Origin of the sequence: Pseudoalteromonas sp. Of7M-16, from assembly GCF_022347805.1 — a bacterium.
Classification (GTDB): Bacteria; Pseudomonadota; Gammaproteobacteria; order Enterobacterales; family Alteromonadaceae; genus Pseudoalteromonas; species Pseudoalteromonas luteoviolacea_F.
Window position 1 is genome coordinate 102,195 of record NZ_JAKRFY010000011.1, and the last position, 20,760, is coordinate 122,954.

Below are 20,760 nucleotides of genomic sequence, written 5' to 3' on the forward strand. Positions count from 1 at the left end.
AAATATACAATGACACCTAATTTTGCAATCTTTTTACCTCCAATAAGCGCAAACTTCGATGTTTTGATCACATACTTCAATCTTTTCTATTCAGCGACCTGTTAATTGGATCAATATTTCGCCCCATTCGATTAAGGCAAACCACCGCTGCGATAAACGCAACATTCGGGACTGGGAAATCAGTAGTTACGAATGCTAACAAATAAAAAATCGCGATTGTCCTTTAAGCTCTTGCCAAGCGCTTTTGAAAGCCATACTATTTTGATAAATTCATATAAACCTTAAAAAAATAAGGGCTCGCGAATGATAAGACACCTCGCACTGCCGCTTTTGTTTGTTTTTGCACCATTTACGCTTTGTGCACAAGAAGTCGATGATGCAGCACCCCAGGAGCAAACGGCACAGCAGAACACGCCAAATGGCTTTATTGTTGATAACCTTTACTTATTTTTACACTCAGGCCCTGGCAAAAATTACCGTATTTTAGGCTCCGTAGAAGCCGGTACTGCAGTGCAAATCACCAATGAACAAGAGAACGACTTTGTCCGTATAATAGATAGTAAAAATAGAAATGGCTGGGTCGAGTCAAAATTTGTCACTGCTGAAGCTGGACTCAAACAGCAAGTTGGTGATTTAAGCAGCTCTTTAGCTCAAGCAGAGCAACAGCTTAACGCCCTAAAAGAGTCGGTCCCTCAATTACAAAATGACTACGATTTACTGGAAGCCCAAAATACTGAGTTACAAAAAACAATCGCAGATCTCAATACACAATTGACACAACAAGCTCAAGAAAACCAAAACCAAATTAAAGCAGAGCAGCATACCCTGCTGTCTTATGGCGGTATTATTGCGCTGTCAGGACTGATCTTGGGTGTACTCCTGACATTATTCTTGTCGCGTAGAAAAAGATACGATGGCTGGAGCTAATTTCACCTATAAAAAAACCCACTTTGTTGAACAAAGTGGGTTTAAATTAAATAACGAATATCATTAGAGTTGAAAAAATCACGGTACCCAAAGAGAAGAAAATTACTCCCATATCAGCTAAAAACCGATCACATAGAAGCTCCCTTAATGTTACATCCTCTAACTTCGTCAATTCACCTAACGACGAAAATGCTGCTAAATTGTTCACAAACGCCGCTTGTCTACCGATATCAAACCGATCAAGTGAAAGTTGTTTATAAAATCCAGGGTAAGTAGAAGAAACGTAACTTTCTATTCTCATGAGTTTATTGTTACTCACTCTTCTACAAAATAATGCCCCAGCAAAACTACATACTATTAGAAACAGATATGCCAAGTACCACCTCCTTGCCATGACGATACCTGTTCCCATTTAAATCACAATGTAGATAAAATGCAAGCTAAAAATAATACAAGTTACACAAATCTTAAACCTTTATGTGCTAATTAATTGCAATAAGTTCAACTTCAAAAATCAACAGCGAACCCGCACCAATATTACCTGTCGCTCTATTTCCATAGGCTAGATCAGGATGAATAAAGAGTCGAAACTTATCACCCTCTACCATAAGCTGCAGTGCCTCAGTCCAGCCCGCAATTACTTGTTTAGGGCTAAAGCTGATGGCTTGCCCTCGATCTACAGAGCTGTCAAAAACCATTCCATTGATTAAAGTTCCATGATAGTGAACACGTACACTATCATTGATTGTCGGGAAAGTATTTCCATCTCCCTTCTCTAATATTTCATATTGCAAACCGCTTTCTGTTGTGATCACACCTTCTTTTTTTGCATTCGATACTAAAAATTTCTCAGCATCCAAGCGATTTATTTGCGCAATTTGATTTTGCTTTTGACTATTATTAAAAATAAACCATGCCAGTCCAAAGACTAATATGGCGACCAAAATACTGGTTATAGACATAACTACTCCTACTCAGTGTCTTCAGATGATTCTTTTTCTTCGCCGTTTACTACCTGCGCTATCTGCTCAAGTCTCGCTAATGCTAGTTGATTGATGGTTCCTTTAGGGTATTTCCCCTGATTAACCTTTCCAGCGGGCACATTCATTAAAATCTCTAGCGCTTCGTCAACACTTTTAACCGCAAACAAATTAAACTTGTTGCTTGCAATTGCCTCAACAACTTCATCTTCTAACACTAAGTTTATTAAATTAGAATGGGGAATTATCACCCCTTGATTGCCCGTCAGGCCTCGCATCTTACAGAGTTTAAAAAAGCCTTCTACTTTTTCATTAACACCGCCGACCGCCTGCACTTCACCATGCTGATTAATAGAGCCCGTCAACGCCAGAGACTGCTCAATAGGTAACTGAGTAATGGCAGAAATCAAGCCACATAATTCAGCCAGTGAGGCACTGTCCCCATCTATATAGCCATAGCTTTGTTCAATCGCTATATTTGCACTCAAAGTTAAACTAAACTGCTGCGCATACTTATTACCCAGATAACCTGTCAGCAACATAACGCCCTTTGAATGAATTGATTTGCCAAGTTCAGCTTCTCGTTCAACATCAATCACACCGTCTGAGCCCGCATAAACTGTTGCCGTGATCCGTGCTGGTGTACCAAATGCCGTATCGCCTATGTGCAATACGGTCAGTCCATTTACCTTACCGACCGCTTGACCTTGTGTGGCGATTAATGTGTGTCCTTCCTCTATATCACTTAGCATATTTTCGCTAAGTTGGCCGGTGCGGTATTGTTTGCCCAGTAAGGCCTCTGTAATATGATGGTCGTCGATCATCTCTTCACCATCTTGTTTAGCGTAATAGCTAGCTTCTGCCACCAGCTCAAGTACATCTGCAAAGCGTGCAGATAATTTGCTGCGGTGCTCAGCTTGGCGATAGCTAAACTTCAAGAGTCTAACTAGCGCTTCTGCTGTCAGGCCACAATTTAAAGTTTGCTCGCAATACTCTTGAACTTTAGTTACAAACTGGTACTGCAACCTATCGCTAGAAGGCAAATAATAATCAAAGTCAGCAAGCACTCTAAAAAGTTCTCCAAACTCTTCATCATACTCACTAATGGTGTAGTACAGATCTCGAGAACCCAGTAAGATAATTTTCACATCCATGGGGATCAACTGAGGTTTTAGGGTAAAGCTACTTCCCACAGAGCTATCTTGAAATGGCAAATCATTTTTAATTTGATGTGTTTTTAATGACAGTTTGAGGCCGTCCCACACTTGCGGAGACGCTAATACTTTATCCGCATCCATAATTAAATATCCGCCATTTGCCCGATGCAGAGCGCCGGCTTGAATAGAGCGATAGCTGGTGATCAGCGAACCCTGTGCGCTTTCATATTCGATCTTACCAAATATATTGCCAAATGTTGGGTTGGGTTCATACACCACCGGTGCAGGCGCCCCTTCTTTGTATTCAATTAAAATATTTGGTGCAAAGAAATCCGTCAGCATGCCTTTGGCATCGAAATCTTCTTTTTGCTCGTCAGAGCCTGCCGAGTCATCATCCAGCCAATCCAAAACTGCTTCAACTATTTCAACACGAAGATCTTTTAAGTAACGGATCACTCCAATGTGGCTGGCATATTTATGCTCAAGCGCTTTAAGCAGCGGCTTAGTCGCAAGCTCAATCGTGGTCTTTTTCAATTTTCTGAGCTTTTCTGAGGACTCTCGCTTCCACCGAGGTAGCTCGATAAGCGCTTCGATTAAGCCATCTTCTAACTCGTCAATGGCTTCGTAAAACTGCGTCTGAACTTGTTCATCAAGTCCTGCGAATTCATTTTCATCTAGCTGTTTACCGTTGACCACAGGCACAAAGCTGACGGCCCCGTTTTCCTCTAGCATAATCACGCTTTTATTCATCGCCAGCTGCTCAACCGCTGTCAATGCCGTATTGTACTTATTGTCAAAATCTCTATCGATTGACTTTTTCTTGCGCTGATAGCCAGGGTTGTCAAATGCAGCGGGAAAGGTGTCCACAACTTCGTCCAAAAACGCATCAATATCATCAGCAAGTTTGCGGCTTTCGCCCGGCTGCATGAACATAGTGATAGGCTCTCTGTGGTCGTCATAATTATTGACGTATAGCCACTCTTTAGGTGTCGGACGTGTTTTGCTATGCGCTTCTAATTTGTCCTTGACCATAGTAAAGCGGCCTGTAGCTGCTTCGCCCATGACAAATACGTTGTATCCAGGCAGTTCCATACCAAGGGCAAAATCGAGCGCACTTTGAGCACGTTGTTGTCCTATAAAAGGTAAAGACTCGGGATAAGGGTTTTGCATACATGATCGAATATGTTGCAATGAAACAGTCGGTGTCAGCTGCTCCGAACACAGTGGCTTAATTGTTTTAGTCATTCCTGGTTTCTTTATTGTTCACACTTCGAAATACAATGTTGTGTTGTTTAAGGTGTCAGCGCCTTGCGCAAAAATGTATCGTGTCCGCATTCGCTGCAAGCCTTTATCTCAAGAGTGTGATAAACATCGGTTTTATTCCCGCAATTCTTACACACTAATTGCCCCAATGCTATCCATTCACCTTCTTTATAAACGCCATCGTGTGCAAAATCAGACATCAAAGCTTGCCACTCAAGCTGCGTTCTGTCTTCTAAATAAGCTAACTCGTATAATATTGATTCTTTAAACTCTTCCCAAGCAACACCTTGGTAATGATCGCGATGCTGTGAAATATGCTGTAGATCACGTTTGAAATAATGCTTGTAGTCATTGAGCTTGTTTTTGCCAAATTCACGCCACCTCTGCTCTTCCTTAATAAATTCATCGGCCATCTTTTTCAGCTCGTGCTCTTTCACATCTTTAAACCATTTGGAAAAATCATCAAGCCAATGTTTATAATCTGCCATGTTGCCTCCTGTTCATCTACATCTAGTCACAGCGGGAAGCCCCAACCTCTTACGTCACGTATTTGCGTTATCGTGTCCAGCCAAACACGTAAACGAAACCCATGATTGCCGACGCTGATACAACACCTGTTGAACACTTTCACATTGCATATTCAGAGTATAGAGCACTCCGCCAAAAGGGCCACGAGCCCAACAATAAAAGACATTTTCAACGTCTTTTATTGTTGGGCAATTTAAATTGACATAAATATGATTATTCCGTGCAAATTGCCCATCATATGCTGTGATCAGGCTAAGTTTTCGGGTATGCTATTGACCAATTTTACAATCAGTTTGCAAGAAGTCTGGAAACGTCAATGCAAGAGCAATACAACCCACAAGAAATCGAACCCAAGGTTCAATCCTATTGGGAAGAAAATAAAACATTTAAAGTAGTCGAAGACGAAAGCAAAGAAAAATACTATTGCTTGTCTATGTTCCCTTACCCAAGTGGTAAGCTCCATATGGGACATGTCCGTAATTACACAATCGGTGACGTTGTTTCGCGCTTCCAGCGCTTGCAAGGAAAAAATGTCATGCAGCCAATGGGCTGGGATGCATTTGGTCTACCTGCTGAAAATGCAGCAATCAAAAATAATACTGCACCTGCAAAATGGACCTACGAAAACATCGATTACATGCGTGGTCAGTTGAAGCAACTCGGCTTTGGTTATGACTGGGATCGCGAAATCGCAACATGCCACCCAGAATACTATAAATGGGAACAATGGTTCTTCACTAAGTTATACGAAAAGGGCTTAGTGTATAAAAAGATGTCAACTGTCAACTGGGACCCTGTCGACCAAACTGTACTTGCGAACGAGCAGGTAATCGATGGCCGAGGCTGGCGTTCAGGTGCGCTTGTTGAACAAAAAGAAATTCCACAGTGGTTCATTAAAATCACTGACTATGCTCAAGAGCTACTTGATGACTTAGACAAGTTAGATCACTGGCCTGAGCAAGTTAAGACCATGCAACGCAACTGGATCGGCCGCTCTGAAGGTTTAGAGATCGATTTCAAACGCGCAGACAACAATGAAAACTTTACTGTCTATACAACTCGCCCAGACACATTTATGGGCGTAACGTATGTTGCTGTCGCAGCAGGCCACCCAATTGCCTTAGAAGCGGCGAAAAGTAATGAAGATGTAGCTGCATTTGTCGAAGAATGCAAAAACACCAAAGTAGCTGAAGCTGATTTAGCTACTATGGACAAAAAAGGCATTGCAACAGGCCTGAGCGCCATCCACCCATTAACAGGCAAAGAAGTACCAATTTGGATCGCTAACTTTGTCCTAATGGACTACGGTTCTGGTGCGGTCATGGCAGTACCTGGCCATGATCAACGTGACTATGAATTTGCAACAGCTTATGGCCTAGAGATCAAACAAGTTATCAGCCCTGCGGTTGATGCTGAACAACAAGCTGATCTAACTTCTGAAGCCTTCACTGAAAAGGGCGTACTAATCAACTCAGGTGAGTTCGATGGCCTTGATTTTGAAGCCGCTTTCAACGCGATTGCAAATAAGTTAGAAAGCATCAATGCTGGCAAACGCAAAGTAAACTTCCGCCTTCGTGACTGGGGTGTTAGCCGTCAGCGTTATTGGGGTTCACCAATTCCAATGCTAAGTAAAGAAGATGGTTCAGAACTAGCTGCAACTGAAGAAATGCTACCAGTACGTTTGCCTGAAGACGTTGTAATGGATGGTGTAACTTCTCCAATTAAAGCAGATCCTGAATGGGCTAAAGCCACTGTAAATGGCGAAGCTGCATTCCACGAAACTGATACTTTTGATACTTTCATGGAATCATCTTGGTATTATGCTCGTTACTGTAGCCCGCGCTACGATGAAGGCATGTTAGAACCTGGTGCTGCCAACTATTGGTTGCCTGTAAACCAATATATCGGTGGTATTGAACACGCTATCTTGCACTTACTATACTCTCGTTTCTTCCACAAGCTGTTAAGAGATTTCGGTTTAGTTAACTCAGACGAGCCGTTTGAACGTCTGCTTTGTCAAGGTATGGTCCTTGCCGATACTTATTATCGTAAAGATGAGAAAGGCGGTGATATTTGGATCTCTCCACTGGATGTCGAAACCGAAAAAGACGACAAAGGTCGTATCATCAAAGCTTGGCACAAAGACGATGGTGAACCGGTTATGTCAGCTGGTATGGGAAAAATGTCAAAGTCTAAAAACAATGGTATTGACCCACAAACGGTTATCAAACAATACGGTGCCGACACAGTACGCTTATTCATGATGTTTACAGCCCCACCAGAGCAAACCCTTGAGTGGTCTGATTCAGGTGTTGAGGGAGCACAAAGATTCCTACGTCGTGTTTGGAAGTATGCAGTTGATGTTAAAAATGCAGGTACTGCAGATTTAGATCTAAGCAAACTATCTAGTAGTCAAAAGACACTGCGCCGTGAAATCCACAAAGCCATTGCAAAAGTCACTGATGATGTTGAACGTCGTCAAACATTCAATACAGCGATTGCAGCAGTTATGGAATTGTCCAATAAACTGACAAAGGCGCCACTAGAAAACGACCAAGACATTGCGCTTGCAAATGAAGCGCTAAATGCAATTATCATCATGCTTGCACCAATTACACCACATATGTGTCACGAGTTGTGGGAACAACTTGGTCACCAAGGTGAAGTATTGGATGCCGCTTGGCCAACAGTAGACCAAAGTGCTTTGGTTGAAGATGAGAAACTGATTGTTGTTCAAGTAAACGGTAAACTGCGTGCAAAATTAACTGTTGCTTCCAACGCAACACAAGAGCAAGTTGAAGCAAAAGCCTTTGCAGAAGAAAACGTCACTAAATTCACAGATGGCAAAACCATTCGTAAAGTGATTTATGTGCCGGGTAAGCTGTTAAATGTGGTTGCCAACTAATGATTGGCTTAGTTAAGCGAGTCATTTTAGCAGCAAGCCTTACCGGCTTGGCTGCTATGCGCGCGCTTGCTGGCATAAAAAATGGGCTAGCAATTGTGCTAGTCTGTTTGACTGTCACAGGCTGTGGCTTTCATCTAAAACAAGCATCGTATATCCCTGAAGATCTGAGGGTGTTGCATCTAACAGGAGAGGACCAAAAGTCAGCTTTATACGAGCAACTGAAATACGAGTTGCAGCGCTCACAAGTCAAAATTAACGATGAGATTGCAGGTAAAGATAGTAAAAATGCAGCGGAGCTTCACTTATATAGAGATGCGCTGAGCAGGCAGCCACTGAGCCTATTTCAAAATGGCCAAGTTGCACAGTATGAGCTTGCATATAAAGTTTCCTACCGCCTATCTCGCCCGGATCAAGAGCCTTTTGAACAAAGTTTCGAGCTTTATCGCAACTACCAAGATGATCCAACTAACTCACTTGCCAAATCCAAAGAAATGGAAATCATCCTATCTGAGATGCGCAAGTTAGCCACTAAACGAATTATTCGCGAACTGTCACAACTCTAATGCGCTGTTATGCAAATCAACTAGCAGGCCAGTTAAGTAAAGGCCTGCACCCTTTCTACCTTGTTTTTGGTGAAGAGCCTTTCCAAGAAGGAAATTGTGTTTTAAATATCCGTCAAGTAGCTAAAAAGCAAGGGTTTGATGAAGTCATCAAGTTTGCGCTGCTGCCCGGCTTCGACTGGCAAGAACTCATTGCCCAATACAACAGTATGTCGCTTTTTAGTGCTCGTACAATTATCGAACTTGATCTAAACCAACAAAAGCCTCCTACGCAAGGTGTCAACATCTTAAAAGAGCTGGCAGCAAACATAAACCCAGATGTCATATTGATAATAAAGGGCGCAAAGGCGGGCCAAGATATTCAACGCTCAGCCTGGTTTAAAGCACTCGACAAACAAGGTTTGTTTGTACCTTGTTATGCCCTCACAGGCTACCACTTAGAAAGGTGGTTAGATGACGAATGCAAACGTTTAAAAGTCAATTTAAAAAGCGACGCCAAACGCAGCTTACTTTTGGCAACAGAAGGTAACTTGCTTGCCACATATCAAGAGCTTGAAAAGCTGTCGCTGCTCTATAAAGACGCTTTGATTGATCAACAGCAACTTATGAGTGGCTTACTCAATCAAGCCAAGTTCGATATTTTCGATCTCAATGATGGCTTGTTGAAGGGCAATGCAAAATATATCGTGAAAATACTCAATAAGTTAGCGACTGACAATGTTGAACCAACCAGTGTTGCTTGGACAATACAAAACCAAGCGCAGACTTTACTCGCTATGAAGCGCGCATTGGTACAGGGCCAAGCCATTGCGCCACTGTACAAGCAATATAATATTTGGAAAAACCAGCAGCAGTCGACTCAACAAGCTTTAGATAGACTCACGATCGCCCAGCTAGAACATATTATATCGCTGCTCGCACAGTTTGATTCAGCCTTCAAAAGCAATGGGCTTAGCGCCCCATTCCAAGGTCTTGCACATATCGCATTAAGTTTTTGTCAGCCGATAAACTTCCCTATGCCCTTTACTGACAATTCTAACCAACTAGGAGCTCAGCACTGATGATTGCACTTTTTGGCGGTACCTTTGACCCGATCCACTTAGGGCACATCAACATGGCCAAACAGTGTTTAAAGGAATTATCCCTTACTTCTGTATCCTTTATGCCAAACGCAACACCTGTGCATAAAAAAGGCCCAAGCATAGCCACCGAGCACCGCTTGGCGATGTTAAAATTGGCCACTAAAGAGGAATCAAGGTTTAACATCGATACTAGGGAAATTACACGCACTGAGCCCTCGTATACCGTCTTAACTTTACAAGAGCTAAGGGCTGAGTACCCCAATACCCCCATCGCTTTTTTGATGGGTATGGACTCTTTTAATAGCCTTAGCAGCTGGTATCAATGGCAAACAATCACGCAACTATGTCATATAGTGGTATATGCAAGGCCGGGCGATAAATTAACGCCGTGCTCGCAGCTCGCCCAGTACCTAGAGCAAGCCAAGATAACCTGCCCAGACTCATTGCACCTAGTTCAAGCAGGGAAATGTTACTTTTTGAGCGGCGAGCCTTTTTCCGCCGCATCGAGCGAAATTCGTACGGTAATAAAATCCGGCCAGTCCGTTGAACCTTGGCTGCCAGAGTCGGTCATAACCTATATTAATAAAAATAAACTGTACACACTTTAACTGCCACTGATCGACTTGATAATTCTACTAGAAAACATGTTAGAATTGCGCCCTTATTAGTAGTGTACACAGTAAAGAGATTCTGATTTGGATTCAAAACAACTTTTAGACTTTGCCCTAGATAAAGTCGATGATATGAAAGCCCGTGACATTGTGAAGTTAGATGTCCGCGAAACGTCCTCAATCACTGATTATTTAGTCATTTGTTCAGGCAACTCGAAACGCCACGTTCAATCAATTGCAGACCACGTAGCCAAAGAAGCTCGTCATGCCGGTGAAACACCGCTAGGCCACGAAGGTCAAGATGTAGGTGAGTGGGTACTTGTTGACTTGGGAGACGTTGTTGTGCATGTCATGCAAGACCAAACTCGTGATTTTTATGATCTAGAAAAGCTTTGGGGCTAGTGTGAAGATTCAGTTAATTGCGGTTGGTACAAAAATGCCAGCGTGGGTGGAAACTGGCTTCAAAGAGTATCAACGTCGCTTTCCAAAAGATATGCCTTTAGACTTGATCGAGATCAGCGCAGGTAAGCGCGGTAAAAACGCAGATATCAAGCGCATTTTACAACAAGAAGGCGAAAAAACACTGGCGGCCATCCCGAAAGGAAATCGCATCGTTACATTAGAAGTAACTGGCAAACCTTGGGATACACACCAACTAGCAACTAACATGGAAAAATGGCAGCTCGATGGTCGTGACGTCAGTTTACTGATCGGTGGACCTGAAGGGCTGGCACCAGAATGTATTGCCGCATCGGAGCAAAAATGGTCGCTCTCCAACCTAACATTGCCCCACCCTCTGGTAAGAATTGTCGTTGCTGAAAGTCTATACCGAGGTTGGAGCTTAAATAACAACCACCCGTATCACAGAGAATAAGCCATCCATGATAAAAAACCGGCCAACGATCCGCGACCATAGCGCTGAAGCCAACCTGTTTGCACGACGCGCTTTTGTTGGCTTCGTTTTTGTCGTTATTCTTATTGGTGTGCTGCTTAACAACATCTATACGCTACAAGTTGAAAAGCACGAAACTTATCAAACCCGCTCCAATGATAATCGCATTAAAGTTATTCCTATCGCCCCTAACCGCGGATTAATTTACGATAGAAATGGCGTCCTGTTAGCCGAAAACAGGCCAGTTTATAATCTAGAAGTAATTCCTGAGCAAGTTGACGACCTGACATTATCGCTGGAACAACTCGGTGAAATTATCAATATTACAGAAGCGCAAAAAGCAGCTGTAAAAAAAAGTAATCGACGCTCTCGGCGCTTTAAAAGCCAAATTCTTAAGGCACGTCTCAACGAACAAGAGGTCGCAATTTTCGCGGTCAATCAGCATCGCTTTCCCGGTTTTAGTATTGAAGCGAGGTTAGCCCGACATTATCCCTATGGTGACGCACTGACCCACGCCTTAGGCTATGTATCTCGACTCAACAAAAAAGAACTCAGTGAACTAGAATCTCAAGGGCTTGCCAAAAATTATCGTGCCACTCATGACTTTGGCAAACTCGGGATCGAAAAGTTTTATGAGCAACGCCTCCATGGCCAAGTGGGCTCTCAACGCGTAGAAGTCAATAATCGCGGCCGAATTATTCGTTCGTTGAGCATTGAGCACCCAAAGCCTGGAGAAGACTTGGTATTGACGTTAGACATTGGACTACAAAAAATTGCCCAAGAAGTGCTTGAGGGCGTGCGTGGGGCCATTGTCGTTATGGATCCCAAAGATGGTGGGATCCTAGCGCTCTACTCAAACCCTAGTTACGACCCCAATTTATTTGTTCATGGTATCAGTAGCAAAGATTATCGCGCGCTGCTTAATCCAGATAGGCCACTAATCAATCGCGCAACTCAGGGGCGATATGCACCAGCTTCCACTGTCAAACCTCACCTTGCTATTTTGGCTTTAGAGGAAGGGGTGGTCAAAGAGAACACAAAAATTTGGGATCCTGGATTTTTCCAGATACCCAATGTAGAACACCGCTGGCGTGACTGGTTGCGCTGGGGGCATGGCCATGTGGATGTTTACGAAGCCATTGAGCAGTCATGTGACACGTACTTTTATGAAACTGCTTACAAACTTGGCATCACTAAAATTAGCAATTTTATGAGCCAGTTTGGGTTTGGTGATTTATCGGGGATTGATATACATGAAGAAACCCCAGCGATCATGCCGACCACTGAATGGAAAAGACAACGCTTCAAAGAGTCTTGGTGGCCAGGAGATACCATCTCTGTCGGCATCGGCCAGGGATATTGGACCGCGACACCAATGCAAATAACCAATGCGGTCTCTATTTTGGTCAATAAAGGCATTCATCGTCCGCCTCACTTAGTGCAAGTTGCAAAACAAAATAACAACGTGGAGCAGATGTATACTGAGGAAAAACCACCTGTCGTGTTAAAAGATCCCCATAATTGGCAAATTGCCCTTGATGCCATGCATAACACAGTCAAAAAAGCGACTGGTACAGCACACAAAGCATTTAAAGGAGCAAGCTATGATCCTGCTGGTAAAACAGGTACTGCACAAATAGTGAGTATTGCGCAAGGTGAAAAGTATGATGCTGAAAGCTTAAAAGAAAAACATCGAGATAATGGCATTTATGTAGGATTTGCGCCTTTTAATGACCCCAGAATTGTCGTCACCGTTATTGTTGAAAACCAAGGGGGTGGTTCAACTATTGCGGCCCCAATCGCACGTAAACTTATGGATTATTATTTTGAGTCCTACCCAAGCGACACGGAGGGTAAATGAACCAATTGAGAAAGCGCCGTTCATTTTGGCAACGAATTCACATTGATTTTCCTCTGCTAGCTGCACTGCTTGTCATGATGATTGGTAGTTTAGCCGTCGTTTACAGTGCCAGCGGCCAAAACATGGACATGATGGCTCGTCATGCAACACGGATGCTTGGTGCCATTATCGCCCTTTTTGTAATGGCCCAAATCTCCCCTAACACATTAAAAAGGTTGGTCTTTCCACTGTACACAGTGGGGTTGGTTATGCTCATTGGGGTATTCTTTTTTGGCATTACCATCAATGGTGCAAAGCGTTGGCTAGATATTGGTGTTACGCGTTTTCAGCCATCAGAAATTATGAAGTTAGCCGTTCCTATGATGGTTGCGTGGTATATAGGTCGACAACAATTACCCCCTAAAATACTTCACCTAGTGATCGGGTTTGCTATCGTACTAGTCCCTACAATCTTAATCCAAAAACAGCCTGACTTGGGAACCTCTTTACTGATAGCCAGCTCTGGCATTTTTGTGTTGTTTTTGTCTGGTTTAAGCTGGCGTCTAATCGGAACAAGCGTGTTGTTGGCTATTCCCGGGGCGTTTGCAATGTGGCACTTTGTCATGCACGAGTACCAAAAACAGCGCGTCTTGACTTTGCTCGATCCAGAAAGTGACCCGCTAGGTGCTGGATATCATATAATTCAGTCAAAAATAGCCATCGGTTCAGGGGGAATAGAGGGCAAAGGTTGGTTGCATGGTACACAGTCACAGCTCGAATTTCTGCCTGAGCGCCACACTGATTTCATTTTTTCAGTATTAAGCGAAGAGTTTGGTCTGCTTGGTGTCGTCATGCTATTGAGTGTGTATTTATTTATAATCGGCCGTGGACTTTACATTGCTGTCAATGCACAAGAAGCATTTAGTAAGTTGCTTGCGGGCGCGCTCACCCTCACCTTTTTTGTGTATATTTTTGTCAATATCGGCATGGTATCCGGCTTATTGCCTGTTGTTGGTGTGCCACTACCTTTGATCAGTTACGGTGGGACATCAATGGTTACACTGATGGCTGGTTTCGGTATCATTATGGCAATAGCAACAGATAAAAAAATGTTACTAAAGTAATTTATGAAGAAAAACGTCCTTATTCCTTTGACTGCTTTACTACTTCTCAGCGCATGTAGCAGTCGATATCATACAAACCAAGACAAGGCACCGCTGCGTGCCCCGACAGAGCTCGAAATGCAGGATGCCAAAGTCACAAACGAGCCAAAAAGCGTCAGTGCTGGGCGGCCTTACACTGTGCTTGGCAAACACTATGCACCAATGTCAGATGAAAAAGGATTTACACAAACAGGAACTGCGTCTTGGTATGGCCGTAAATTCCATGGTTACTACACATCCAATGGTGAAACATTCAACATGTTTGACATGACTGCTGCTCATAAAACGCTGCCCTTGCCCAGTTTTGTCAGAGTCACCAATTTGCAAAATAACGTGAGCGCCATTGTTAGGGTGAATGACCGCGGGCCGTTTCATGATGATAGGGTCATTGACCTCTCTTATGCTGCCGCATACAAACTGGGTTATCATTTACAAGGTACAGCTGAGGTTAAGATTGAGGCAATTACTATTGACCGCAAAAATCCACGCTTAACTTATGTGCAAGTTGCCGCTGGCAGTAGTATGGAAAATGTACAGGCATTGGCTGTGCAACTTTCTAATAAATTTGAACTAGGTACACCCATCGCATTTGAAGATAATCTTTACAAATTGCGACTTGGACCCATTTTGGATGACCATACAGCACAAAAAGTGCTACAAACCTTACAAGAAGGTGAATTTAATAAAGCTTTCTTGCTTTACACAGAGTATGAACTTTAAAATATTCTAAAACTGAATTACATATTTTTTGTTCCGCGACTAATGCCTCCAGATAGGTATAATATGTAGTATGCAGTACAAAAATAAAATCTACTGGTTAGTCTAACAATAGAACGACTATCCAGACTAATTAAAAAGCGAGCATGATGACAGTATTTAAACCAAAAGTAGTTAAAAAAATCCTTGGTGTCGTGTGTTCTTTGTCATTGTTTTCGGCAAGTGCACAGATCATACCTTCTCCACCTCAAGTGAGCGCGAAAGGTTATTTCCTGGTCGACTTCACGACAGGTAAAGTCATCGCTGAAGGAGAAGCTGATACTAAGCTTTTACCTGCAAGTTTAACCAAAATGATGACCAGTTACGTGATTGGGACGGAAATTCTTGCTGGAAATATTTCTCCTAATGATATGGTTACCATCAGTGAAAAGGCCTGGGCAAAAAATTTCCCTGAATCTTCAAAAATGTTTATAGAAGTAGGGAAGAAAGTCAGCGTTGATGATTTAAACCACGGCATCATTATTCAATCAGGAAATGATGCATGTGTTGCAATGGCCGAGCATATAGCTGGCAGTGAAAGTGCTTTTGCTGATTTGATGAATGCACATGCTGAAAAGCTGGGTATGACCAATAGCTATTTTATCAATAGCCATGGTTTAGATGCTCCTGAGCAATTCACTACGCCCAGAGATATGGCCACGCTAGGGGCTGCGCTGATCCGAGATGTTCCTGATGAGTATGCTCTTTATAAGCAAAAATCATTTACTTTTAATGGTATCAAGCAATATAACCGTAACTCGCTGCTGTGGGATGCAAGCTTAGATGTGGATGGTATCAAAACCGGCCATACCGCAGAAGCAGGCTACAGCTTAGTCACTTCTGCAACCAAGGGCGATATGAGACTCATAGCCGTGGTAATGGGCACAGAGAGTGAACGAGCGAGAAAAGTAGAGAGCAAAAAACTGCTAAACTACGGCTTCAGATTTTTTGAAACCATTACACCTTACAAAGCAGGTGATAGCTTTGCAGATCAACGTATTTGGATGGGTAACAAAGAAACCGTTTCTTTGGGTATCACACAAGATACGCCCATTACTATTCCTCGTGGCCAGCGTAAGAATTTAAAAGCACATTTTGAGTTGGATCAAACGTTGACAGCTCCCCTTGCAAAGGGCAGTACTGTAGGTACTTTGTTCTTGCAACTTGAAGGGGAAGATATCGCCGAGTATCCACTTGTGACACTCGAAGAAATCGAAGAAGGCAGTTTCTTCAGTCGCATATACGACTACTTACGTTTACAGATCATGCAATAACCCTGTGCAGAGTATGTATATAATGCAACAGCGCCTCTACTAGAGGCGTTTTTTTTTGCTGCAAAAATGATAGAATGCCCGGCATTATTGAGGTGATGATGCCTAAGTGAAAACAATTCACATTACACAATCATCGCTTAGTATCTGTAGTGAGGAAACCGTCATGGTAACACCTGTAAAAAACACTAAGTTTGATGAGTACTTAGAATTCCCTTGTCCGTTTACTTTTAAAATTATGGGCCTAGCAAACGTAGATCTGACAGATCAAATTCTGACTAAAATGCAAGCTATTGCACCTGGCGACTACGCTCCAAAAGTAAAGCCAAGCAGCAAGGGTACTTATGAGTCTGTGACTTTGGTTGCAACGGTAACGTCAAAAGAACACATTGAGCAGATATATACCGAGTTAGGTAGTATCGAAGCGGTTCGTTACGTATTGTAATCAGGGAAGTCCATGAGCAACCATCATGTCATCATTCGTCATCTAGGACGAAAAAGTTACGAGCCAATATGGCAAAAAATGCAGCAATTCACAGATCAACGTGATGAATCTGCGCCAGATGAAATCTGGCTCGTTGAACACGATCCTGTATTTACTCAAGGTCAAGCTGGTAAAGCAGAGCATCTACTTGCGCCGGGAGATATTCCTGTTGTGAAAGTTGATAGAGGTGGCCAAGTAACTTATCACGGTCCTGGGCAGCAAATGATGTACGTGCTATTCAATTTGCGACGTCTAAAAATTGGCGTGCGTGAACTTGTTACTTGGCTCGAAGAAACCATTATTGATGCCTTGCAAGAGTATAATATCAATGCCTACGCTAAAGCAGACGCTCCAGGCGTTTACGTCGATGATCGTAAGGTGGCTTCTTTGGGATTAAGAGTGAGAAGAGGCTGTTCATTTCACGGGCTTGCACTCAATGTCAATATGGACCTTAGTCCATTTTTACGTATTAACCCATGCGGCTATGCCGGCATGGAGATGGTACAAACTAGCGATATAAATGGGCCTGATTCGCTCGATACAGCGGGTCAAGGGCTCATCAAACATATGCTTAAGCGCATTAACGCTGAGCATGTTGTTCACACTGAAGGGTTTGAGAACGAATGAGTAAACCAGTCAAAATGGAACCGGGTGTAAAGTTACGCGATGCTGAAAAAATGGCATTGATCCCGGTAAAAGTACTACCAACTGAACGAGAGCAAATGCTCCGCAAACCAGAATGGCTAAAGATCCGCTTACCAAAATCAAGTGAGCGAATCGAAGGGATCAAAAGCGCTATGCGAAAGCATGGCTTACATTCTGTTTGTGAAGAAGCGTCTTGCCCTAATTTGTCTGAATGCTTTAATCACGGTACAGCAACTTTCATGATCTTAGGTGCTATTTGTACTCGTCGTTGTCCATTTTGTGATGTGGCACATGGTCGTCCGCTGAAACCTGATGCGGCAGAGCCAGAGAAGTTAGCACTTACCATCAAAGATATGAAGCTCAAATATGTGGTGATCACCTCTGTTGACAGAGATGATTTACGTGATGGTGGTGCCCAGCACTTTGCAGATTGTATTAGAGAGATCCGCAAACATAACCCAGGCATTACCATTGAAATCCTAGTTCCTGATTTCCGCGGTCGTATGGACCGTGCACTAGAGATCTTAACTGAAACGCCACCTGATGTGTTCAACCACAACTTAGAAACAGCACCGAGACTATACAAACTAGCTCGTCCAGGTGCTGACTATAAATGGTCTTTAGAGTTGTTACGTCGATTTAAAGAAGCACACCCTGAAGTAAAAACTAAATCAGGTTTGATGGTTGGATTAGGGGAAGAGATCCCTGAAATCGAAGAAGTACTAAGAGATCTGCGAGAGCATAATGTTGATATGCTGACAGTTGGTCAATATCTTGCGCCTTCGAAGCACCACTTACCTGTTAAGCGCTATGTGCCACCAGTAGAGTTTGACGCACTAAAAGACTACGCAGACGAAATTGGCTTTTCACATGCTGCATGTGGCCCATTCGTTCGCTCAAGCTACCATGCTGATCAACAAGCTGCTGGTAAAGAAGTTAAGTAGTTTATCTTTACCCATAAAAAGCAAGTCTCACGACTTGCTTTTTACCCTACCTTTTATTTAACTATCAACTGATCTTCCCATAAATGGATGTGATTGGGGTTTGTCAAATTGAAGACCTTCACTGCCATGGTCTTTCCGGCCGCATTTTCACACTCGATAATTTGATACAAAACTTGATGCGCTGGATTCGTCAATACTTCATTTTTTATAAATACATCCGAATGAAAAGGACCTTTGCGGTCTTCGCCATGAAATAACCCAAGCGATACACTCCGATTTGCCAAAGTTGTACAGTAAGACTGCGTGTTTTGGTTATTAACACTAAGACGGCTTTCAATCTTATATGCTGAATGATAGCCATATGAATACGGTATATAAATAAACTTACCGGCAGGCTGTAAAGAAACTTGCCAATCGACAATTGGCGCGCCTGGTACATTGACCAACACATTGAACTCCTGCCCAAATTCGTCAGTACACCCGATATGAACCGTCTTAGGATCTTGCAGTGCACTTTCATCGCTGAACTCCGTTTCCATCGTCAAACTAGTCAGCACATGGGAGTTTATAGAGACATTTAAACTCGCAAGATTAGTATGTGTGCGATTGGAATACACATTGGCATTGTCACAGCGACTAAATTCGTTGCTAAGTTGTACGTTAAGTATCAGTTTGTGGGCATGCTCACTTGTAATAGCCACACTACTGACGGGTCCATAGGCGTAACTGGTTGTGCGTTCATAACCATCGACATCGGCCACATTTTGTACCGATGCATAAGAATTTAAACTCGCTAATAACGTACCAATGGTCAGTGATAATTTAGATAAAGACATAATAATTTCCTTTCATATTGAGAAAAAAATTTGTAGTCTGTACTGCTTACTCAGCTATCCATTGAGTAAAAAGTTAACAGGCAAATTCTCTAATATCAAAAGCCTTTATCTCCGAATAAACACCCTGAATTTGAAAATCTTCTTATTTAAATCAACAAATTAAAAATTCACTCAAAGGGCGATACGGGAACCCTTTGAGTTTAATAAGAAGTCATTAGAAAAAATCAGCTATCCTATGTAAAACACCAAAATCCATCATAAAAACTAATTTCTCAGTCACCAAAACTACAAGTTGGCTTACCTGACAAACCCTGGGGGTTTGTTTAGAGAGGTCATAATATTACGCAGGATCAGTAAGCGCGTAATAAACTAACCGAACTTATGATACACAGCACACGCGTAACTATTTACGCAGTTATTTCGGAGTCATTTCTTACCCCTTCAATAACTTGAGTAATATCCATTAAATACACATCTTCAATCAATGAAATAACATCATTCCATCTCGGGTTATATTCATTGTTTTCCCAGCGCCTTAACGTACGCTCCTCTATACCATAACAAGCAGCTGATTCAGCTTGTGTATATCCCCTACACTTTCGTGCATACTTTAATAATTGCGCGCCTTTTGGTGTACGCACTAACTTGACAGGTTTTGGACTTAAGTCAGCACCGCTATGAGCAGACACCAGATGCTGAGATAGTCTAGACTTCATTTGTGTATTAAATGTTGGGTGGTTGGCCATATTCACTTTCCTTATTTTTTTACGCAAGCAAGTACGTTTGCACTCAAAAGTGCCCTACTAACTGTTATAACTTACCGTAATTAATGCATACTGAACCGTACTAAAGCTCGGTCTGCGTAATTTTTTAATAAGTATAGAGCAAAATATTACGCACCACAACCGCTAATAAATTTATTCCTGCGTAAAAAATTGCATTGAGTTTATTTTTAAAGCTCCTTATAATGTCCAAATTGACGCTTAAATAGATGTGATGTAGGAAATGAAACCCATTATGGACGGAGAAAGTTACCTAAATACCCTGGCTGAACGTGTAGAGGAAGCTATAAAGCCTCACAGTATCAGGGCATTTGCGTCAAAAATTGATGTTTCTGAAGGCACTTTGCGTCGAATATTAAAAGGCGAAGACCCTAAGCTCAGTATTATTGAAAGGATTTCCAGTGAAGCACAAGTGAGTTTATTGTGGTTGATCACAGGAGAAGAGAGCTGCGCCCCTGACTCAACATTACACCCAATTGTAAAACTGGATGAGTTCAATGACGCCTTTGTATTAGTGCCAGGCTACCATGTCTCAGTTAGCACAGGACACGGCGCCTTTAATGATCAAATGCAAGTATCGAGGCATTTAGCATTTAGAAAAAAATGGCTCGAGTACAAGAACCTCGAAAAGAGTAAATTGGCAGTTGTATTTGCCAAAGGCGACTCTATGGAGCCAACCATTCACAATAACAACACCATTTTGGTTGACTTGAGTGACAAGAAGCTCAGCGAAGGTCTGATCTATGTAGTAAGACTTGGTGAAGAACTATATGCCAAGCGACTACAACAGTACTTAGATGGCTCGGTGAGGCTTATCAGCGATAATAAAGAATATGTAGAACAAGTCGTAAAACCCGACGAAATGGAGCAGTTGGAGATCATCGGAAAAGTAGTGTGGATTGGTAAAGATTTAACTTAGCTTTTTTCAAACACCGCACAGCACCTTAAAAGACAAAAATTAGCTGCGGTATAAAGTATCGCAGCTCCAATTAATAACACCTTCTCACCTCAAAGCTTGCATGTTCATTACCACACTTTAATTACGCTCATCCATCAGCATGACCTTTAAGTGTGTAACTGTAAAATTTTACACCTTAAAAAATTCAAAAAACCACAATAAAATCAAATAAAAAA

Annotated in this window: 20 protein-coding genes; 15 read left to right on the forward strand and 5 right to left on the reverse strand. The window is 42.4% G+C overall.

Annotated elements, in window-relative coordinates:
- Positions 1 to 303: 303 nt before the first annotated feature.
- A complete protein-coding gene (locus tag MHN81_RS13205; protein ID WP_239425939.1) occupies positions 304 to 927 on the forward strand; it encodes a TIGR04211 family SH3 domain-containing protein in 624 nt (207 codons plus the stop codon).
- A 482-nt stretch (positions 928 to 1,409) separates the two neighbouring features.
- Here the strand turns inward: MHN81_RS13205 and MHN81_RS13210 are convergent, their stop codons facing one another.
- Genes MHN81_RS13210 through MHN81_RS13220 form a run of 3 tightly spaced genes read right to left on the reverse strand, consistent with a single transcriptional unit; the run spans position 1,410 to position 4,815 of the window.
- Positions 1,410 to 1,889, reverse strand: coding sequence for an FKBP-type peptidyl-prolyl cis-trans isomerase (locus MHN81_RS13210; RefSeq protein ID WP_023398567.1), 480 nt, complete (start codon positions 1,887 to 1,889; stop codon positions 1,410 to 1,412).
- A gap of 8 nt (positions 1,890 to 1,897) precedes the next feature.
- Positions 1,898 to 4,309 (reverse strand): ATP-binding protein, encoded by a 2,412-nt coding sequence (locus MHN81_RS13215; protein ID WP_239425940.1) that lies wholly within the window; start codon positions 4,307 to 4,309, stop codon positions 1,898 to 1,900.
- A 47-nt stretch (positions 4,310 to 4,356) separates the two neighbouring features.
- A complete protein-coding gene (locus MHN81_RS13220) occupies positions 4,357 to 4,815 on the reverse strand; it encodes a DUF1451 domain-containing protein (protein ID WP_023398565.1) in 459 nt (152 codons plus the stop codon).
- A gap of 356 nt (positions 4,816 to 5,171) precedes the next feature.
- Between MHN81_RS13220 and leuS the strand changes: the two genes are divergently transcribed.
- The 13 genes from leuS (at position 5,172) to lipA (ending at position 18,008) form a co-directional block, all read left to right on the forward strand.
- Entirely contained in the window at positions 5,172 to 7,760 is a 2,589-nt protein-coding gene (leuS, locus tag MHN81_RS13225) for a leucine--tRNA ligase (RefSeq protein ID WP_239425941.1), read from the forward strand.
- A gap of 56 nt (positions 7,761 to 7,816) precedes the next feature.
- Entirely contained in the window at positions 7,817 to 8,323 is a 507-nt protein-coding gene (lptE, locus tag MHN81_RS13230) for an LPS assembly lipoprotein LptE (RefSeq protein WP_036975634.1), read from the forward strand.
- Positions 8,323 to 9,381, forward strand: a complete 1,059-nt coding sequence (gene holA / locus MHN81_RS13235) for a DNA polymerase III subunit delta (protein WP_239425942.1) — start codon at positions 8,323 to 8,325, stop codon at positions 9,379 to 9,381. Before lptE ends, holA begins: the two co-directional genes overlap by 1 nt.
- Entirely contained in the window at positions 9,381 to 10,010 is a 630-nt protein-coding gene (gene nadD, locus MHN81_RS13240; protein WP_023398561.1) for a nicotinate-nucleotide adenylyltransferase, read from the forward strand. The genes holA and nadD overlap by 1 nt, the downstream gene beginning before the upstream one ends.
- Before the next feature lie 87 nt (positions 10,011 to 10,097).
- Entirely contained in the window at positions 10,098 to 10,415 is a 318-nt protein-coding gene (gene rsfS / locus MHN81_RS13245; protein ID WP_023398560.1) for a ribosome silencing factor, read from the forward strand.
- A 1-nt stretch (position 10,416) separates the two neighbouring features.
- Positions 10,417 to 10,887 (forward strand): 23S rRNA (pseudouridine(1915)-N(3))-methyltransferase RlmH, encoded by a 471-nt coding sequence (gene rlmH, locus MHN81_RS13250; RefSeq protein ID WP_036975605.1) that lies wholly within the window; start codon positions 10,417 to 10,419, stop codon positions 10,885 to 10,887.
- Between the two features lie 7 nt (positions 10,888 to 10,894).
- A complete protein-coding gene (gene mrdA, locus MHN81_RS13255) occupies positions 10,895 to 12,766 on the forward strand; it encodes a penicillin-binding protein 2 (protein ID WP_023398558.1) in 1,872 nt (623 codons plus the stop codon).
- The gene (rodA, locus tag MHN81_RS13260; protein ID WP_023398557.1) at positions 12,763 to 13,869 is read left to right on the forward strand and encodes a rod shape-determining protein RodA; all 1,107 of its coding nucleotides are present in this window, start codon (positions 12,763 to 12,765) and stop codon (positions 13,867 to 13,869) included. The genes mrdA and rodA overlap by 4 nt, the downstream gene beginning before the upstream one ends.
- Before the next feature lie 3 nt (positions 13,870 to 13,872).
- Positions 13,873 to 14,628 carry a septal ring lytic transglycosylase RlpA family protein gene (locus MHN81_RS13265; RefSeq protein ID WP_023398556.1) on the forward strand — a complete coding sequence of 252 codons (756 nt, stop codon included), beginning with the start codon at positions 13,873 to 13,875 and terminating at the stop codon, positions 14,626 to 14,628.
- Between the two features lie 146 nt (positions 14,629 to 14,774).
- Positions 14,775 to 15,938 (forward strand): serine hydrolase, encoded by a 1,164-nt coding sequence (locus MHN81_RS13270; RefSeq protein ID WP_036975601.1) that lies wholly within the window; start codon positions 14,775 to 14,777, stop codon positions 15,936 to 15,938.
- Positions 15,939 to 16,101: 163 nt separating this feature from the next.
- Positions 16,102 to 16,380 carry a DUF493 family protein YbeD gene (ybeD, locus tag MHN81_RS13275; protein ID WP_023398554.1) on the forward strand — a complete coding sequence of 93 codons (279 nt, stop codon included), beginning with the start codon at positions 16,102 to 16,104 and terminating at the stop codon, positions 16,378 to 16,380.
- Between the two features lie 12 nt (positions 16,381 to 16,392).
- Positions 16,393 to 17,046 (forward strand): lipoyl(octanoyl) transferase LipB, encoded by a 654-nt coding sequence (lipB, locus tag MHN81_RS13280; protein WP_023398553.1) that lies wholly within the window; start codon positions 16,393 to 16,395, stop codon positions 17,044 to 17,046.
- On the forward strand, positions 17,043 to 18,008 hold the full coding sequence (gene lipA / locus MHN81_RS13285) for a lipoyl synthase (RefSeq protein WP_023398552.1): 966 nt from the start codon (positions 17,043 to 17,045) through the stop codon (positions 18,006 to 18,008). The genes lipB and lipA overlap by 4 nt, the downstream gene beginning before the upstream one ends.
- A 53-nt stretch (positions 18,009 to 18,061) precedes the next feature.
- Here the strand turns inward: lipA and MHN81_RS13290 are convergent, their stop codons facing one another.
- Together MHN81_RS13290 and MHN81_RS13295 are read right to left on the reverse strand one after the other, a co-directional pair.
- Complete coding sequence (locus MHN81_RS13290; RefSeq protein ID WP_239425943.1) at positions 18,062 to 18,844, reverse strand: hypothetical protein; 783 nt, start codon at positions 18,842 to 18,844, stop codon at positions 18,062 to 18,064.
- A gap of 407 nt (positions 18,845 to 19,251) precedes the next feature.
- Positions 19,252 to 19,590, reverse strand: coding sequence for a helix-turn-helix domain-containing protein (locus MHN81_RS13295; RefSeq protein WP_023398550.1), 339 nt, complete (start codon positions 19,588 to 19,590; stop codon positions 19,252 to 19,254).
- A 271-nt stretch (positions 19,591 to 19,861) separates the two neighbouring features.
- On the opposite strand from MHN81_RS13295, the gene MHN81_RS13300 reads away from it, so the two are divergent.
- Complete coding sequence (locus tag MHN81_RS13300; protein ID WP_023398549.1) at positions 19,862 to 20,545, forward strand: helix-turn-helix transcriptional regulator; 684 nt, start codon at positions 19,862 to 19,864, stop codon at positions 20,543 to 20,545.
- Positions 20,546 to 20,760: the final 215 nt, after the last annotated feature.

Bases quoted from the DNA above. Each gene is read 5' to 3' on its own strand.
- MHN81_RS13205 (WP_239425939.1), top strand. From the start codon at position 304: ATGATAAGACACCTCGCACTGCCGCTTTTGTTTGTTTTTGCACCATTT.
- MHN81_RS13210 (WP_023398567.1), bottom strand. From the start codon at position 1,889: ATGTCTATAACCAGTATTTTGGTCGCCATATTAGTCTTTGGACTGGCA.
- MHN81_RS13215 (WP_239425940.1), bottom strand. From the start codon at position 4,309: ATGACTAAAACAATTAAGCCACTGTGTTCGGAGCAGCTGACACCGACT.
- MHN81_RS13220 (WP_023398565.1), bottom strand. From the start codon at position 4,815: ATGGCAGATTATAAACATTGGCTTGATGATTTTTCCAAATGGTTTAAA.
- leuS (WP_239425941.1), top strand. From the start codon at position 5,172: ATGCAAGAGCAATACAACCCACAAGAAATCGAACCCAAGGTTCAATCC.
- lptE (WP_036975634.1), top strand. From the start codon at position 7,817: ATGCGCGCGCTTGCTGGCATAAAAAATGGGCTAGCAATTGTGCTAGTC.
- holA (WP_239425942.1), top strand. From the start codon at position 8,323: ATGCGCTGTTATGCAAATCAACTAGCAGGCCAGTTAAGTAAAGGCCTG.
- nadD (WP_023398561.1), top strand. From the start codon at position 9,381: ATGATTGCACTTTTTGGCGGTACCTTTGACCCGATCCACTTAGGGCAC.
- mrdA (WP_023398558.1), top strand. From the start codon at position 10,895: ATGATAAAAAACCGGCCAACGATCCGCGACCATAGCGCTGAAGCCAAC.
- rodA (WP_023398557.1), top strand. From the start codon at position 12,763: ATGAACCAATTGAGAAAGCGCCGTTCATTTTGGCAACGAATTCACATT.
- MHN81_RS13265 (WP_023398556.1), top strand. From the start codon at position 13,873: ATGAAGAAAAACGTCCTTATTCCTTTGACTGCTTTACTACTTCTCAGC.
- MHN81_RS13270 (WP_036975601.1), top strand. From the start codon at position 14,775: ATGACAGTATTTAAACCAAAAGTAGTTAAAAAAATCCTTGGTGTCGTG.
- ybeD (WP_023398554.1), top strand. From the start codon at position 16,102: ATGGTAACACCTGTAAAAAACACTAAGTTTGATGAGTACTTAGAATTC.
- lipB (WP_023398553.1), top strand. From the start codon at position 16,393: ATGAGCAACCATCATGTCATCATTCGTCATCTAGGACGAAAAAGTTAC.
- lipA (WP_023398552.1), top strand. From the start codon at position 17,043: ATGAGTAAACCAGTCAAAATGGAACCGGGTGTAAAGTTACGCGATGCT.
- MHN81_RS13290 (WP_239425943.1), bottom strand. From the start codon at position 18,844: ATGTCTTTATCTAAATTATCACTGACCATTGGTACGTTATTAGCGAGT.
- MHN81_RS13295 (WP_023398550.1), bottom strand. From the start codon at position 19,590: ATGGCCAACCACCCAACATTTAATACACAAATGAAGTCTAGACTATCT.
- MHN81_RS13300 (WP_023398549.1), top strand. From the start codon at position 19,862: ATGGACGGAGAAAGTTACCTAAATACCCTGGCTGAACGTGTAGAGGAA.